This window comes from Chryseobacterium sp. PET-29 (assembly GCF_025736815.1).
Lineage (GTDB): Bacteria > Bacteroidota > Bacteroidia > Flavobacteriales > Weeksellaceae > Chryseobacterium > Chryseobacterium nepalense.
In genome coordinates, this window is the sequence record NZ_CP107053.1 from 1,188,662 (window position 1) to 1,206,461 (window position 17,800).

The 17,800-nt window shown below is 38.1% G+C and carries 13 protein-coding genes; 7 read left to right on the forward strand and 6 right to left on the reverse strand.

Annotation, left to right across the window (positions count from 1 at the left end):
- A complete protein-coding gene (locus tag ODE14_RS05290) occupies positions 1–2,892 on the reverse strand; it encodes an AsmA-like C-terminal region-containing protein (protein ID WP_263603233.1) in 2,892 nt (963 codons plus the stop codon).
- A gap of 154 nt (positions 2,893–3,046) precedes the next feature.
- On the opposite strand from ODE14_RS05290, the gene ODE14_RS05295 reads away from it, so the two are divergent.
- Positions 3,047–3,277, forward strand: a complete 231-nt coding sequence (locus ODE14_RS05295; protein ID WP_263603234.1) for a hypothetical protein — start codon at positions 3,047–3,049, stop codon at positions 3,275–3,277.
- 10 nt (positions 3,278–3,287) lie between these two features.
- Here the strand turns inward: ODE14_RS05295 and ODE14_RS05300 are convergent, their stop codons facing one another.
- From ODE14_RS05300 to ODE14_RS05310, 3 genes are all read right to left on the reverse strand, one after another.
- Complete coding sequence (locus tag ODE14_RS05300) at positions 3,288–3,749, reverse strand: NUDIX hydrolase (RefSeq protein ID WP_263603235.1); 462 nt, start codon at positions 3,747–3,749, stop codon at positions 3,288–3,290.
- 5 nt (positions 3,750–3,754) lie between these two features.
- Positions 3,755–4,504, reverse strand: a complete 750-nt coding sequence (locus tag ODE14_RS05305; protein WP_263603236.1) for an NUDIX hydrolase — start codon at positions 4,502–4,504, stop codon at positions 3,755–3,757.
- A gap of 302 nt (positions 4,505–4,806) precedes the next feature.
- Positions 4,807–4,965: a hypothetical protein gene (locus ODE14_RS05310; protein WP_248393069.1), complete on the reverse strand. Its 159-nt coding sequence runs from the start codon at positions 4,963–4,965 to the stop codon at positions 4,807–4,809.
- 82 nt (positions 4,966–5,047) lie between these two features.
- Between ODE14_RS05310 and ODE14_RS05315 the strand changes: the two genes are divergently transcribed.
- The 6 genes from ODE14_RS05315 (at position 5,048) to ODE14_RS05340 (ending at position 16,425) form a co-directional block, all read left to right on the forward strand.
- Positions 5,048–7,312 carry a TonB-dependent receptor gene (locus tag ODE14_RS05315; protein WP_248393068.1) on the forward strand — a complete coding sequence of 755 codons (2,265 nt, stop codon included), beginning with the start codon at positions 5,048–5,050 and terminating at the stop codon, positions 7,310–7,312.
- Between the two features lie 10 nt (positions 7,313–7,322).
- The gene (locus ODE14_RS05320; protein ID WP_263603237.1) at positions 7,323–9,614 is read left to right on the forward strand and encodes a glycoside hydrolase family 3 protein; all 2,292 of its coding nucleotides are present in this window, start codon (positions 7,323–7,325) and stop codon (positions 9,612–9,614) included.
- Between the two features lie 265 nt (positions 9,615–9,879).
- Entirely contained in the window at positions 9,880–11,046 is a 1,167-nt protein-coding gene (locus ODE14_RS05325; RefSeq protein WP_263603238.1) for an esterase, read from the forward strand.
- A 236-nt stretch (positions 11,047–11,282) separates the two neighbouring features.
- A complete protein-coding gene (locus tag ODE14_RS05330; RefSeq protein WP_263603239.1) occupies positions 11,283–12,161 on the forward strand; it encodes an alpha/beta hydrolase in 879 nt (292 codons plus the stop codon).
- Between the two features lie 178 nt (positions 12,162–12,339).
- Positions 12,340–14,796 carry a glycoside hydrolase family 3 C-terminal domain-containing protein gene (locus ODE14_RS05335; protein ID WP_263603240.1) on the forward strand — a complete coding sequence of 819 codons (2,457 nt, stop codon included), beginning with the start codon at positions 12,340–12,342 and terminating at the stop codon, positions 14,794–14,796.
- Positions 14,797–14,994: 198 nt separating this feature from the next.
- Complete coding sequence (locus tag ODE14_RS05340; RefSeq protein ID WP_263603241.1) at positions 14,995–16,425, forward strand: sugar MFS transporter; 1,431 nt, start codon at positions 14,995–14,997, stop codon at positions 16,423–16,425.
- A gap of 67 nt (positions 16,426–16,492) precedes the next feature.
- Here ODE14_RS05340 and ODE14_RS05345 read toward each other — a convergent pair whose 3' ends face one another.
- Together ODE14_RS05345 and ODE14_RS05350 are read right to left on the reverse strand one after the other, a co-directional pair.
- Positions 16,493–16,843 carry a hypothetical protein gene (locus ODE14_RS05345; protein WP_263603242.1) on the reverse strand — a complete coding sequence of 117 codons (351 nt, stop codon included), beginning with the start codon at positions 16,841–16,843 and terminating at the stop codon, positions 16,493–16,495.
- Between the two features lie 307 nt (positions 16,844–17,150).
- On the reverse strand, positions 17,151–17,702 hold the full coding sequence (locus ODE14_RS05350) for an REP-associated tyrosine transposase (RefSeq protein ID WP_248393057.1): 552 nt from the start codon (positions 17,700–17,702) through the stop codon (positions 17,151–17,153).
- Positions 17,703–17,800: the final 98 nt, after the last annotated feature.

Below are 17,800 nucleotides of genomic sequence, written 5' to 3' on the forward strand. Positions count from 1 at the left end.
TTATTTTTCTTTTAAGTCTTTAGTAATCTGTTTTTCGGCATTTTTAGCGCGTTCTTCCTGCGCTTCTTTTTCTTTACGCTGCTGTCTTTTTGTTTTTTTCTCAGCCCTTCTCTCCTGTCGGATTACTTTATTGAGTTTTCTGTTGTAAGCCGCATCCAGAATTCCCTGTCCTTTTTTACTGAAAATCTTAATTTTCGGATTTTCATGGGTTCCGGTTACCACAATAGGAAACCCGATCAGTCCGCCCGGAAGAATTCCTATTCTCACTCTGAGATCAAGGAGACCATTAAAGCTGGTAGTTCCGCTGATGCTTGGTCTTAAAATAGAAACCCTGAATGTAAATTTATCAACATGAATCAGATTATTCTTAATATGAGTCTCAATATTGACGCCTTTCATATCAGGATTATTGAAGGCTTTTGCACCGATATTGTCGCCTACCGCAGAAAGCATTTTTAAGTTTTTAACTTCCACATCCCGGAGATTAACGATTCCGCCGCCCTCAAGAGAGGGATAAATCGGTTTCATATTCCGGTCGAAATCTCCCTTTAATTTGTAATCAACAGAAACAATTCCTTTTACATTTTTCGCTGCCGTTGCCATTTCACGTACCATATCAATTTCTTTGTAAGCACGCTGTACATCAAAATCCAAAACCTTCAGGGCAACATCATAATTTGCGGTAAGCGGAGATTCATCCTGGTAACGGGCATCAATATTCATTTTACTTCCGATGATATCAAAAGACGTATTTTTGAGATAAACCTGGCCTTTTTCCACGGAAGCCTGACCTTTAACATGATTTAATGCCAATCCTTTAAATTCTACTTTCCTGATATTCGTCTGTAAAGAAACGTCAAGATTTTTAGGAATGATCACTACGCCGCTGCTTTTAGGATTTTCTACTTTTGCATACTCTACTTCAATCGATTTCCTTGAATTATCGCCATTTTTTAAAGCCATAAATTCATCAATGAGGACATAGTTGGAATTCAGGTTGAACTTACCATGCAGCGTCCCTTTTCTTTCGATAAAATAATTGATCGTATTCAGCAGATATCCGTTCAGAGAAAAATCTGATTTTCCATATGTCGCAAAGAATTTACTGAACCACATTTTCTCATTTTCAAACCTGAAGTTTCCTTCTTTAATAAAAAATGATTTCGGTAAAAATTCTGTTGTTGCTTTTATATTTTTTAAAATTAAATTACCCTTATTGTCAAGCTTGCTGTACTGTCCGGTAGTCGCATAACTTTGTCTTCCGTTCAGGGAAAGGTCGGCCATAATTAGTCCGCTCACATCAAAGCCTTTCTTCGCAAAAACGCGGTAAATTCTTCCTACATTCAGGACTCCTTTTGCACGGACTTTATACAAAACATCTTCAAAATTCTGCAGATCTGCATTTACAAAAACAGGATTTCCTTCAAAATCAAACCGGAAAGGATCCAGTTTCACACCAAGACTTTTGAAAGTCCCGTCTGTATTGGTAATGTTGGCTACAATGTTGATATTCTGAATAGGATTCGGATAATATTTTGTTTTAAGCCAGCCATTTTTAAGATTGAGGTAACCATTGGTTTTTGGGAATAACTTTTTATCCAGACTGAAAACTCCGTTGGCTTTAATATTGGTATCCATTAGGCCGCGCATATCAATATCTTTCAAACCTAATGCCTGATCCAGCGTCTGCAAATCCACTGCTCCTTTTATATCGGCATTGATCTGCATTTCATCCAGACCTTTTGTTTTTACTACAGCTTTGAAACTGTTCTTCGGGCCGAGATCAAAACCGAGATTTTTAAGATCGATTGCCAGTTGATTCGTATCAAGAGAAGGCAGATCAACATTCAGATCCATGTTGAGATGATTCATCGGAACCGGCGCTTTTCCGTTGGAAACAAATCCGTCCCTTACGAGCAATCTTGCTTTAAGTCGCGGCTTTAGGTTTTTCTGCTCGCTAAAACGACCTTTAAGGTTGAAGAAGAGGTCGCTGTTGCCTTCAATTTTAGTATCTTTTGCCCAATCCAGATATTGTGGCGGAAGAACGGAGATCATATCCCGAATGGTTGTTTTCTCAGAAGCTGCTTTTACATCAAGATTGTAACCATCTTTGAGAATACTTAAAAAACCGGTAAATTTTAAAGGAAGATCATTAATTCGTAATTCGTTTTTTCTCAATACAAAGGTCAGCGCATTCGTATTGATTCTTGTAATAAGATCCGCATGCAGTGTCTTTTGTTTAGCATAATAAATTCTATTGAGGCTGAAATCAAGTTTATCAATATCCAAATCAGTTTCAAGATCAAAAATATCTTCACTTAATCCACCGCGTCCTGTGTAATTAAGCCCTTTCGCATCTACCAAAACTCTTGCTGCATGGTCTCTGTAGGTAATATTCCAGTTTTTAAGTTTGATAAGATCAAGTTTTATCGATGTTCCTGAACCCGTGGTATCTTTAGGCTTTTGTGAAGGTTTTGAAACATATACGTTATAATTAGCTTCACCTTTACTGTTAACAAAAACATTTCCGTAGGCATCCGTTACGTAAATTTCATCAATTTTAACTTCACGGTCGAAGATCAGGTTTTTTAGATTAATTCCTACTGCAACTTCACGTGCAGCGAGTAAGGTATCTTGCTGAAAAGGTTTTGATCCTTTCAATAAAAAATCATCTACCGAAACAGTAAGCGAAGGAAAGTGCCTGAAAAATGTAAGGTGGGTTCTTCTGTAATCAAGCTTTCCGGCAAGATGCTGATTGGCAAATATTTTTACCTGTTCCGAAATGGTTCCCGGAAATAAAATAGGGATAATAAACATCAAAAAAAGAATGGATGCGATTGAAATCCCCATCCATTTCAGAATCTTTATAACGATTCTTTTAAACCTTTCCATCTATTTTCAATTTTAGTTTAATAAATTACACTTATCTAAAATCAAGCCATTACTATTGAATTTATTCTATCATAATTCTAAAAATATTTACTTATTAAACAAAAATATCTGTGATGGCATAATTTATTCATTAGCCAAAAACAAAAATATTAGTATGAACTTTAACGAAGCAAAAGAACATAAAAAGGAATCCCTGAAAAATGCCGACGAATCTGTACTGAATCTTTTTCATGTAATAATCACGCCCGCGAATACGGATGAAAGTGCAAAATTTATTGAAGATTTTCTGAAATCCCCGGAGTCTTTCAACGATGAAAGCTGTAAAAAATATTGTACCGACGGAAATTATGAAGTGGTAAGTTTCAAAAAAGAAACCACTGAATAAGTAAAAACGATTATTCGGATGAAAGAATTTTTTCCAACTGAGCAATAAATCCTGCCTGTGCGGGATTTATTTTTTGCTTTGCTTCTTCTGAAGAAAACCATTCCCAACGGTCTACCTCAGGGATTTGTATGGTCTTTCCTGATTTTGGCGGCCAGCTGATTGTGATCATGTTACTGCTTAATCCGGATGTTTCAAGATCCTGTTCCAACGCCCATGCAAAAACTTTCTTGCCGGCTTTTTGTGTAATCGGCATCAGTTCAATAAAATTTCCGTTCACAACTTTTCCAGTTTCTTCCATAAATTCAGTTTTCGCACGGTCCAGTAAACTTTCATCTTCTTCGGCTTCTCCTTTTGGGATAGACCATGCTCCCGAATCTTTATTTTTCCAAAACGGTCCGCCCGGATGAACAAGAAAATAAAAAGTATGTTCTTCCGATCTTTTGAACAGCAAAATTCCTGCACTTATTTTCATGATAATTACCAGCTGTTGAGCCCGTTTTCCAGAGCTTTCATATATTTTCTCTTATCGAATGAGTATAAATCAGGGGCTTTGTGAGCGCCTCCTTTTCTTTGTTCATTAAGCTTTTTAAGAATCCCCATATTTTTAATCTTCCGGTAAAAATTTCCTCTGTTGAGTTCTTTCCCGAGAATCACTTCATACAGTTTCTGCAATTCCGAAAGCGTAAATTTTTCAGGTAAAAGATTATAACCTATTGGTTTATGTGAAATTTTTTCTCTTAATGTTAACAATGCTTTTTCAATAATATCCCTATGATCCATTGCCAGCTCGATTTCAGGAAGTTTACTTAGGTAAACCCATTCACAGGTTTCACTGTATTCATCGGCTATAAGCTTAAAACGGCCCGGATTATAGAGTGCATAATAGCCTATTGTGACAAATCTCTGCTTGTGAAAAAGCGTTTCATCAAAATCCTCAAAATAAAACTCACTTCTGTTCTTTTTGCCGAAAACACAAAATTCTTCAAGATATACTCCCGTGATTCCGGCTCTTTCCTGCAAAATACGCACGACAGCTTCATCAAGATCTTCGTCTTTTCGTACATATCCTCCCGGTAAAAGCCACTGTTTTCTATAATTCATTTTAAGAAGAAGAACCTTGAGCTCATTTTGATCAAAACCGAAAATGACGGGATCGGCAGAAAGGTGAGGTAAAAAAACCTCTTTCAGCTCATTAGATTTATTTAGAATTTGTTGTTTGGAATCCATTCGGGAATTTGGGAAAATTTTATTAAACAAATCTAGTAAAAATTTTGAAAAAACTTAAAAAGGGCCGTATCGTGATACTTTTTCGGGAACAATTTGGTTATTTATAATCATTGTTTCAATAGGAAACAATGATTATATTTTTAAAATAAAAAGTTCAAATAATTGATTATCAAACAACTAAATTACATTATTAAATTTTATTAACATTTTTTTGGATAATTGAACAAAAGAATGTAGTATTGTATTGCTTCATACAGAAGCAATGAATTTAAACACTAATCTGAACGAAATTGCTTCGACGATTACACTTTAGAAATAAAGAATTGAATCGAAAGACAACCGTCTTTACACTGAATCGAAAGCAGATCAGTAAAAGCAAAAGCTGCTGACCCATTTTCGAGAAACCCGATGCTGAGGAATACCGGCTGTAAAAATAATTCCGGTACTGAAATAAGTTTCATCCATACACTTTTTGGATGCAGGATGAGCTATGCCTTTAAACATGTACGATAACAACTATATAGAATTTTAGAAAACTAAGCAATGAGAAAATCAACTCTTAAGATTTCAGCATTGGCATTGATGCTTTCCTTCGCAACAGCTTTTGGACAGGAAACCGACAGTGCTTCAGTGAAAACAGCAGTAAAAGCAGTGGTTAAAAATGAAGAAGGCGTAAAAACGGTTACCACTTCGTCAAAAGAAGATAACAACAGAAATGTAATGCTGAACGCAGCAAACAATACAAGTCCGCGGGATGTAAATATCGGATTACCTTCCACCGTAGGCGGAATTACGATTCTTGAAAATGATCTTCCCGCTGTCTATTTCTTTTGGCCGGAACTCCCGAATAAAACATGGAGACAAAGTGTAGCTTTAGAAAAAACCGGGCTTTTAAAAATGGATCAGCTCGCCAATACGATGGGTGATCTCGGTTTTGCAGTTAATTCTTATTCTCAGACAGGAACAAAAGATCTTAAAGTAAAAGGAAAATTTACAACAAGTACATTTGGATGGCTTCAGGGAGATGTTAATGTTTCCGGACCGGTTTCCAAAAACGGATGGACGTATACCGTAGGTGCTTTTGCCAACTTTGACCCGAGTACGTACAAATTAGGCTTCGCAAGAAATGCTGATGAAACCAAAATTTTCAGAGCAGGTATTACCAAATATTTCAATAATGATAAGGGTAAAATCTCGGTTTTATACAAATATGCAGATTCTTACAGTATAACCAATTATGCCGTTTTCCAATATGGAGCGGAAGGTAAAGTGACCGAGCTCGATAATTTCAAAATCGGAAGAGATTCTTATGTGGTAAGAGACGGGCTGATGAAAGTAAAAGATATTCTTACCGGTGAGTATTCGTGGCGCTCGATGAGTGGAAATGATAACAGATCAACATCGCATAATATCGATATTTTCGGTAATTATCTTTTAGACAGCGGCTGGAATTTTAAATTCTCAACAAGAGCACATTTTTCTAAAGTGAAAATGTCTAATATGATCCCTTTAAGTATTTTCAATGCGGACTCTTCAGCAGGATATACTTTGGCTTCCAATGGTCAGTCTTATTCAGGTCCGGTAGGAACAATTCTGGGAATGTACACACCGGAGACTCCGATCACCAGCGTTGCGGGACGTTTTTCTTTAAATAAACAGCTTGGAAATCACAATGTAACCTTCGGAGTGTTGGAACAATTTTACCACGTTAACAAATTCACATCCGACCGTACCTTCTTCTTTCAGACTGTTGAACCGCAGCCGCAAAGACTGATCGGCCCAAATACAGATGCAGACGGTTTCTACAATTATAATGCAGGCGGAGAATATCACAGCGGAACAGAAAACAAATTGTCAATCTATGGAACGGATGAATGGAAAGTTACCGACAACTTCAATGTAAGCTATGGATTGCATTTGAGAAATCACATCCTTGACGGTGAATATTCTCTGACGCCAAGAACAATTGGTTTCAACTTCACAGATCCTGCTCAGTTTGATCATATCAGTCAGAGTTTCTTCCAGATTGCAGGAAGCCTGAATGCAACGTACAACATTACCAAAAACTTCGGAGTTTTAGCCAACTTCTTATACACGGAAGAAAACAGAAGACTGGAAAGTTATTCTCAGGCTTTCGAACCGAATACCAATAAAATTAAAAGTCCATTGGGAGCATTCGGGGTTTTCTGGAACACCAACTGGATCCAATTGATTTCTCAGGCGACTTATCTTAAGAAAAACAACAACCTTAACAGATATAATCTTGTAAACCCAGCTAATAGTTCTCAGGCTCAAACGACAACGGTTTATTATGATATTCAGACATTAGGCTGGACCACTGATTTTGTTTTAAAACCATTTAAAGGATTCAATTTACATTATTTGGTGACGTTCCAGAATCCGGTATACAAGAAATTTAATTTCAATGCTTTCGGAAAAGATTACAACTACAGTGATAACAATGTATTGGGCGTTGCTAAAGTGTTGATGGAAATCGACCCAAGCTATACCGTTGACAAATGGAGATTCTGGGCAAGTTTCAGATATTTCTCAAAACAATATGCAAACCTTACCAATGCACTGTATTTCGCTCCGAGATGGGAAACTTTTGGCGGTGTGAGTTATACGGTTAATAAAAACATCAACGTTGGCGCAACGGTGATCAACTTCCTGAATCAAAGAGGAGCCAGCGGAACAATTAACGGTGCCGAACTGATCACCGATGCAAGTCCATACTACGGAAAATTGTTGACGGGAACTTACATTATGCCATTAACAGGACAATTCTCAGTAAGCTTTAATTTCTAAATGTAAAACAATGAAAAGGACAGTTTTAAATGTGGCTGCATTATTTTTCGGAATAACAGCATTTTCACAGAATATTCAAACGGTTACCAATTCTAAAGGTCCGGTTTTAGGATATTCCGCAGATTCGGGAGTAAAAATTCTAACCATTGGCGGAAATAAATTCAAAGATTTAAACAAAAACGGAAAACTCGATAAATACGAAGACTGGAGACTTCCTGTTGATGAAAGAGCGAAAGATTTAGCTTCAAAAATGACCATCGAGCAGATTGCAGGTCTGATGCTATACAGCGGTCACCAGTCTGTTCCTGCTCCAGCAGACGGCTTCAGAGCCGGAAAATATAATGGAAAATTATATAAAGAAAGCGGTGCCAATGCATGGGATCTTACGGATCAGCAGAAGAAATTTTTAAAGGAAGATAATTTGCGTCATGTGCTGGTAACAACAGTAGAATCACCGGAAGTTGCCGCGAAATGGAGCAACAACATCCAGGCGTACATTGAAGGCTTGGGATTGGGAATTCCCGCCAACAATAGTACAGACCCGAGACATTCTGCAACAGTAACAGCCGAATTTAATGAAGGTTCTGGCGGGCAAATCTCTCTTTGGCCGGATGGTTTGGCTATGGGCGCGACTTTTGACCCAGAATTGGTGAAGAAATTCGGAAATATTGCCGCACAAGAATACAGAGCGCTAGGAATTTCAACCGCTTTATCTCCTCAAATCGATTTGGGAACAGAACCTCGTTGGTACAGAATTGCCTATGTCTTTTCTGAAAGTCCTGAATTGACAGCAGATATGGCAAGAGGCTACATCGACGGATTCCAGACCACTGTCGGAAATAAAAACGGCTGGGGAAACAAAAGTGTGAATGCCATGGTGAAACACTGGCCGGGAGGCGGACCTGAAGAAGGCGGTCGCGACGCTCACTGGGCGATGGGAAAATTCGCGGTTTATCCGGGAAATAATTTCCAGAACCACGTAAAACCTTTTACAGAAGGTGCTTTCAAACTCAATGGAGGAACGAAAGAAGCTGCCGCGGTAATGCCTTATTATACGATTAGTTTTAACCAGGATACCAAAAACGGAGAAAACGTTGGAAACGGATACAGTAAATATCTAATCACCGATTTACTTCGTGGTAAATACAAATACGACGGCGTAGTCTGCACCGACTGGCTAATTACCGCTGACGAACCAAAATCTCCGGGCGGATTTGCCGGAAAACCTTGGGGTGCAGAAAAATTATCCATCGCTGAACGTCATTACAAAGTCTTGGAAGCGGGCGTTGACCAGTTCGGAGGAAATAATGATAAAGGACCTGTTTTGGAAGCGTATCAGATGGGTGTGAAAGAGCATGGTGAAAAAGCATATCGTGCAAAATTTGAGCAGTCAGCCGTTCGTTTGCTGCGAAATTTCTTCAGAATCGGATTGTTTGAAAATCCTTACGTCAATGTTGAAGAAACCAAGAAAATAGTGGGTAATCCTGAATTTATGAAAGCAGGTTACGAAGCTCAGGTAAAATCCATCGTGATGTTAAAAAACAAAGCCAATATTCTTCCGATTAAAGAAAGAAAAACGGTTTATATTCCAAAGAGATATTCTCCGGCAACGTTTAACTGGTGGGGAATTTACACGGCACCGTCTTTAGATTATCCTATCGATATTGAAAAAGTAAAGACACATTATAACATCACTGAAGACCCTTCAAAAGCTGATTTTGCCTTGGTTTTCGTAAAAAGTCCGCACAGTGAAGAAGGCGGATACAGCGACATTGATGTGGCAGAGGGCGGAAACGGTTACCTCCCGATTTCGCTTCAGTACCAGACTTATACAGCAACAGAAGCCCGTGAAAAAAGTATTGCAGTGGGAGATCCTGTGGTAGCACCGAATGTACACGACAGAACGTTTAAAAATAAAACTTCAACAGCAACCAACTTTACAGATTTATTAACCATCCAGAACACTTACAAAGCAATGAACGGAAAACCTGTGATTGTTTCTGTAACCGCATCAAAACCGATGGTTTTTAATGAATTTGAAAAGCACGCCGATGCGATTCTTATGAATTTCAACGTATCCAATCAGGCCGTTTTGGATATCATTACAGGAAAGTATGAACCTTCCGGATTGCTTCCGCTTCAGATGCCAGCAAATATGACAACGGTGGAAAAGCAGAAAGAAGACGTGCCTTACGATATGGAAACGCATAAAGATTCTGAAGGTCACAGCTACGATTTCGGATACGGAATGAACTGGTCTGGTGTTATCAAAGATGCAAGAACAGAGAAGTATAAAAAATGATTCATCATAAATTGATTCGTAATTGATGTCTTAAACCGGGCATTCTTTGTCCGGTTTTTTTTAGATTAAAATTTAAATAAAACACAAAAGAATTATAGCTGTAAATAATACTTTAAAAAGTTAACAAAATGGAAATCCAATATTTTAAAAACTTCTGTGTTCTAAGATTTTTCAGCATTTTAAAATTAAATCTAAAGTGACTAATGTGTCAAAATCAAAAACTTTTGTGTTTTTTTTGCGGTTAAAAAGATAAAAACAATTTAATATGAAAATCAGATACACTTTATATTCATTAATGCTGGGTTCACTCATGTTTGCTCAGGAAAGCCTAGATTTCAGCGGAAAGAAAAATTTAATTTCTCCGGAAATCAGCGGTCAGAATGTTACTTTTCGCCTACTCGCACCCAATGCGAACAGCGTAAAACTCCAGGGCAACTGGTTTCCGTCGAAAGGAATGGAGCCAGGTTCCGTGGATTTGCAGAAAGACAAAGACGGCATTTGGTCGTTCAGTAAAAATGATTTCGCACCGGATTTATATACCTATTCATTTATTGTGGATGGCGTAAAAGCCAATGACCCGAACAATTCTTATCAGGTACGCGATGTCGCTTCGGTGATGAGTATGGTTTTGGTGGACGGAAAGCAGTCGGAAAATTACAAAGTTCAGAACGTTCCTCACGGCACCGTTTCCAAAAGGTGGTACAAATCAAATGGACTGAAAGAAGACCGAAGATTAACGATTTATACACCACCGGGTTACGAAAATTCCAAAGAAAAATATCCTGTTCTGTACTTGTTGCACGGAATGGGTGGCGATGAAGAAGCATGGATGACATTAGGAAGAGCTTCCCAGATTTTAGACAACCTTATTGCTCAGGGAAAAGCAAAACCGATGATCGTCGTAATGCCGAACGGTCACACCAGCAATTCCGCTGCACCCGGAGAATCTTCGAAAGGTTTTTATAAAATCGATATGAGAACACCGGATATTTTCAGCGGTGATATGGAAACCTACTTCAAGGAAATTATGAATTTTACTGAAGCAAACTACCGCACAAAAGCCGATGCGAAAAACCGCGCAATTGCCGGACTTTCAATGGGAGGTTTCCATTCATTATACATTTCTGCCAATCAGCCGAAAACGTTTGATTATGTCGGTCTTTTTTCTCCTGCCATTCTTCCGCCGGATGAAAAGAAAAGCTCGGTTTACCAGAATTTAGATTCAAAGCTGAAAGCCCAGCAGAACAATACTTATAAACTTTATTGGATCGGAATCGGAAAAACAGATTTCCTGTACAAAAATGTATCGGATTATCGTCAGAAACTCGACAAAATGAATTTCAGATATCAATATGTAGAATCCGAAGGCGGTCACACCTGGAGCAATTGGAGAACATATTTAAATGAATTTGTTCCTCAATTATTTAAGTAAAATAAATATTTGGGCAGCTATTTCCGCCCTCCGTTCCCGCTTTTTTACCTCCGCTTTGCTGCGGCAAAAAGAGCTCCACTCAGGTCGGGCTGCGTGAGATTCGCTGTTAAAATCAATAACAAAAATAACTGTTATTTAATTTGGTCCTTAGCTGAGTGCCAACGCCTTTGCGAACTTTAAAACAGTTTAATAATCAAAAAAACTTTGCGCTCTTTGCGTTAAAATCTAAAATCAAAATGAAAAAATTAATTATAGCAAGTATCTTCCTATTCGGATTAAATAGCATTAATGCTCAAAAATCAATTCCATTATATCAAGGAAAAGCACCTGGTTCAGAAAACTGGACGTATTCTGAAAAAGAAATGGATTCCGATTTGTTCAAAACCCATTTGGTGTATAACGTTGCCGCTCCCGCAATAGAAATCTACGAAGCCCCAAAGGCAAAAGCCAATGGTACCGTAATCGTTATTGCTCCCGGTGGTGGTTTTCAAAGTCTTTCTATTAATAAAGAAGGAAGAGATTTAGCAAAAATTCTTCAGGAGAAAGGAATTACAGCGGTTGTTTTAAAATACCGTTTGCTGGAAACCAAAACCGGAGATCCTGCTCGCGAAATGATGGAAAACATTAAAGACAGAAAAGCTTTTGACGCAAAAACAGCACCAATCAAAGTAATGGCTGGTGAAGACATCAAAACTGCAATTTCCTACATCAGAACGCATGCAAAAGAATTAAATATCAATACAGAAAAACTAGGCGTTATCGGGTTTTCTGCAGGCGCAAGTGTGATTCTGGAAAGTGTACTTCATAGCAAAGATGCTTCCACATTACCAAATTTTGCTGCTTCCATTTACGGAGGACCAAGTGAAGAAATTTTAAATACAGAAATACCGAACACTACTCTACCGCTGTTTATCTGTGCAGCCAGCGACGACCAACTGAAGCTGGCTCCAAAATCAGTTTTGCTTTACAGTAAATGGCTGCAGGCCGGACAACCGGTCGAACTGCATATCTACGAAAAAGGCGGTCACGGATTCGGAATGGCAAAACAGAATTTGCCTGTCGATAAATGGTCGGATATCTATCTGAATTGGCTGAAATTCCACAAGTTCTTATAGTTTTTATTTCCCACAGATTAAGCAGATTTTTCATCTGCAAAATTTGCAAGATCTGCGAGAGCTTATAATCAGAAAATCAAAATCAATTTTAATATATAGTTTCTTTTTTTACGGCAATGACTGTATCTGCACAGTTTGTTGCCGTGATTTTAGAATGTAATCAATAAAAAAAAGAATTATGAAGAAGAATATATCAACATTAACAGCACTTTCTCAGAAAGCAAAATATGCAGGATTATTCCTGGCATTATTAGCAGCTTCACCAGTTGTTAAAGCCCAGAATAATCCGACAGTAACGGTTAACGGAAAAACCTTCAAAGACCTCAACGGAAACGGAAAACTTGATGCTTGGGAAGATACCCGACTTTCAACCGACAAAAGAATTGATGCCATCATCAAACAGATGACCAATGCAGAAAAGGTGGACCTGCTGATAGGAACCGGAATGCCAGGTATAGAAGTTCTTACCGGGCCTGTAGGAGATTCTAAGCAAGGACTGGTTCCCGGTGCTGCGGGAGGAACTGCAGAGTTGACAAGATTCGGAATTCCGGCAACGGTAGTGGCAGACGGTCCTGCAGGATTGAGAATTTCGCCAACAAGAAAAAACGATTCCAAAACATATTACGCTACTGCCTTCCCAGTGGGAACTGCTTTAGCTTCAACGTGGAATAAAGCACTTCTTGAGCAGGTAGGACAAGCAATGGGTAATGAAGTAAAGGAATACGGCGTTGATGTATTACTCGCTCCTGCTCTTAATATTCACAGAAATCCTCTTAACGGAAGAAACTTCGAATATTACAGCGAAGATCCTTTAATTTCAGGGAAAACAGCAGCAGCTATTGTGAACGGAATTCAATCTCAGGGTGTGGGGACTTCCATCAAACACTTTGCAGCAAATAATGAAGAAACCAACCGTTTGACGATTAATGCTCACGTTTCCGAAAGAGCAATGAGAGAATTGTATCTGAGAAATTTCGAAATCACTGTTAAAGAATCCCAACCGTGGACGGTAATGTCATCGTATAACAAAGTAAATGGTGTGTATACCTCAGACTCAAAAGATTTGCTGACTCAGGTTTTGAGAAACGAATGGGGCTTCAAAGGAATCGTAATGACCGACTGGTTTGGCGGTTTCCCGGGATTTGAATCTATCCGGAGTGGTGGAATTTCTGATGTTGTTAAACAGATGAATGCCGGAAATGACCTTTTAATGCCGGGAATTCCTGCGCAGAAAAAGGTATTGCTGGAAGCTCTTAATTCTGGTAAGCTTTCTCAGCAAGTGGCAGATTTAAATGTCAAAAGAATTTTAGAATATATTTTTAAAACGCCGACTTTCGCACAATACAAATACAGCGACAAACCAAATTTAAGCGACCATGCTGAGGTAACAAGAAACGCTGCGACAGAAGGAATGGTTTTACTTAAAAATGAAAATAATGCGCTGCCTTTTGCCGATAAACAAAAAGAAGTTTCGTTATTCGGGGTAACTTCTTATGCGTGGATTACCGGAGGAACAGGAAGCGGAAGTGTGAATAACAAGCACACTGTTTCTTTATTGGAAGGTTTAACTGCTGCCGGTTATAAATTAGACAAACAATTAGTTGATTTGTACAGACCCCATGCTGAAAAAGAAGTTGCCGCCGAAAAGGAAAGAAGAAAAGCAAGAGGGATTTTAGCTTTACCCGAAAGGCTTCCTGAAATGAAAATGGATGATGCATTTATCGCAAAAAAAGCAGAAACTTCAGAAATCGCTTTTGTAACGCTGGGAAGAAATTCCGGGGAAGGCGGCGACAGAGTTGTAGATAACGACTTTAATCTGGCAACAGAAGAAATCGAAATGCTGGACAAGATCTCAAAAGCATTCCATGCAAAAGGGAAAAAAGTTGTTGTGATTTTAAATATTGGTGGCGTAATCGAAACAGCTTCATGGAAGGATAAGGCAGATGCTATTTTGCTGGCATGGCAACCCGGACAGGAAGGCGGACATTCCGTTGCAGATGTGGTTTCAGGAAAGGTAAATCCTTCAGGAAAACTGACGATGACGTTCCCTGTGAAGTACTCAGATCATGCTTCAGCAAAGAATTTCCCGGGAGTACCTGCAGATAATCCGAAAGACGTAACCTATCAGGAAGGTGTTTATGTCGGCTACCGTTATTTCAATACCTTTGGGGTAAAACCTTCGTATGAATTCGGATACGGAAAATCGTACACCGATTTTGCTTATTCCAATATTAAAACAAGTTCAAAAACTTTTAATAATAAATTAGAAGTAAGTATTGATGTTAAAAATACCGGAAAAGTAAACGGAAAAGAAGTGGTAGAATTATACCTTTCTGCACCGAACAAAAGTATCGATAAACCAACATCTGAGCTGAAGGCATATGCTAAAACCAAAGATCTGAAACCGGGAGAATCTCAAACGATTACTCTGACATTGAATCCGAAAGATTTAGCATCCTATGAAACTGCAAAATCGGCTTGGGTTGCTGAAGCGGGAAATTATAAAGTTTCTGTCGGAGCGTCTTCTTTAGACATCAGACAGACAGCGGAATTTTCTTTACCGAAAGAATTGGTAGTTGAAAAAGTTCAGCATGTGTTTTCTGCAGATACACCATTTGAGGATATGAAACCATAAGGATTTACATATAGGGAGCTGAAGATATAGAATGCTTACATTCATATTTAATTCAAAAATTAAAACCCAAACACTTTTCTGTATTTTATTTCAAGGCTCCTTTATGTTTAAGAAACATAGAATTTTCATGATAAGTTTAATGTCTCAAATTAAGATTTTATCTTTAAAATAGGTATCTTTAACCACTTTTTTAAATAAATGAATGTTATGATCAATGATGTAAAGGCTAAAGGCAGGAATTATACAGTTCCTCTCATTACCATCACCCTCTTATTTTTCATGTGGGGATTTATTACCTGTATGAATGATATCCTTATTCCTTATCTGAAACAGCTTTTCAACCTTTCGTTCTTTGAATCGATGCTGGTGCAATTCTGTTTCTTCGGTGCCTATTTTATTGGTTCCCTGATCTACTTCTTAATATCGAGTACACAGGGTGACCCGATAGATAAAGTGGGTTATAAAAAAGGAATCCTTTTCGGGATCTTTCTTGCGGCATTAGGCTGCGTACTCTTTTATCCTGCAGCAAGCTTTGCCTCATACGGATTGTTTTTAGGAGCGCTGTTCATTTTAGGATTAGGATTTACCGTCCTGCAGATTACAGCGAATGCCTATGTTTCCCTGCTTGGTCCGGAAGAATCTGCATCCAGCAGACTGAATATGACGCAGGCTTTCAACGCCTTCGGAACAACGATCGCACCGGTTTTGGGCGGACATCTTATTTTTGAATTATTTTCTGCACCGGACGGTTCATTCTCTGCGGCAGCAACTAAGATTCCTTATCTGATCTTTGCCGGAATTCTTTTACTCGTAGCTTTATTAATTTCAAGAGTGAAGCTTCCTGACTTTCAGGTAAAAGGTGAAGAAATCGTGAAAGGTTTCGGAGCATTGCAACACAACCACCTGAAATTCGGAGTCTTGGCGATGTTTTGCTATGTAGGCGGAGAAGTAGCCGTGGGAAGTTTCATCATCAGTTTCCTGGAGCAGCCACAGGTGATGAACTTATCTGAAGTAGTCAGCAAAAATTATCTTTCCTTATATTGGGGTGGCGCCATGATTGGACGTTTCTTAGGCGCTATATCATTAAACCAATCGATCAGTCAGGGGAAAAAAGCATTGTATATGCTGGGAGCAGCGTCCGCTGTGTTTTTGGTGATCTTCAGTATTGTAAATCTTACTTTTGCACAGATCAGCTTCTTCCTTGTATTTATAGCGTTGAATTTTGTGGCATTCTTCATCGGGAAAGCAGCTCCGGCAAGAACCTTATCCATTTTCGCGGCAGTGAATGTCGTTCTGTTAATTTCCGCTATGTTAAATCATGGTGAAATGGCGATGTACAGCATTCTGGGAATCGGAATCTTCAATTCCATCATGTTCTCGAATATCTATACACTGGCGATTTCAGGACTGGGTAAATATACGAGTCAAGGCTCTTCGTTAGTTGTAATGGCTATTTTAGGAGGAGCTATCGTCCCTATATTCCAGGGATATCTGGCTGATGTTTTCGGAGTGCAGCATTCGTTTATTATTCCCGTATTCTGCTATATCGTGATTCTGATTTTCGGAGCTTACTGTACCAAGTATCTGGCGCATGTAAAGCAAGATGCCGATGCAAAATCGGGACATTAAATATTATTTTTTATATAAGGGAAAAACCTGCCGCTGGGCAGGTTTTTGTTTTTTATATTTAATAAAATTATATCGAAACTGTTTTTGTTTTGGTATTGTAAACAATGACATCATCATCCGGCTGTTTTCCTGTTTTCATTAAACCGTCAACATGAACAATCTTAAAATTCTTTGGCTTATAAATTTTTACTTCATTTGTTGTTTCATCAACAATTACCTTTTCTGCATTTTCAAAGCTGATGGCCTTTGATGATAAAGAAACATTTCCGGTAAAAACTGTTATCTTTTTCTGCAGATTTCTATGGGTGTTTTCACTTTTGAACTTCAAAGCATCATCATCTGATTTTTGCTGAGAGAAGATTTGTTGTGAACAAAGCAAGAGCAGAACTACTCCCGTAATTTTTAGACTTTTTATCATTTTCCTATTTTTATTTTCTACAAAAGAACAAATAAATTTGATCACGGATAAAAAAATAACTTTTTTTAACGGTTTCCGTTTACTATCTGATTTTCTCAATGCTGGCGTGAGCGTCCCGCTCGTGCCACTATAAAATCATTATTAAAATATAAGCACGAGCGGGACGCTCGCGCCAGCGGAAAAACAATATTATAAATTAACATCAATCTTTAAAATACCATCATAATCATCACAATAATTGCGGGCACTGCTGTATTTCCATTCCCATGGTTCCATTACAAATCCTGCCTCGAGCGGAAAAACAATATTATAAATTAACATCAATCTTTAAAATACCATCATAATCATCACAATAATTGCGGGCACTGCTGTATTTCCATTCCCATGGTTCCATTACAAATCCTGCCTCGACAGGATTTTTATGAGTGTACTCAAGTTTTTGCTCAAATACTTTGAGTGACCATATTTCTATGGGATGATTATGCTGTTGCCAGAATTGATATTCCGTAACATTAGATTTTTTACTTCCTGCTTTTTTAAACATCCACAGCATCCAATCTCTTCTGCTTTCCTGTTGATTCTCCTTTATAACATTTAGCATTTTTTTAGAGGTAAATCCTTTAAAATCTCTTATTAATTCTGATGGTTTACCATTTTCAGACCGAAATATCAAATGAATATGACTTGGCATAATACAATATCCGAAAATAATCATGCTTTTATTTTTTCGGCAATAGTCTAAAGATTCTATAATAATATCAAAGTACTCAATTCTGGTAAAAACATCAATCCAGAAAACTGTTGCAAAACTTATAAAATAAGCTCCCTCTTTTTCGTTAAACTTATATTTTCTACTCATTTGTATTTTTCAGTAAATATATAATATAGTCAGGAAATTTTTATTAATGGTAAACTCTTTTATGTTTAAACCTGCAATGTTAGTGCGAGTCTTGCTCA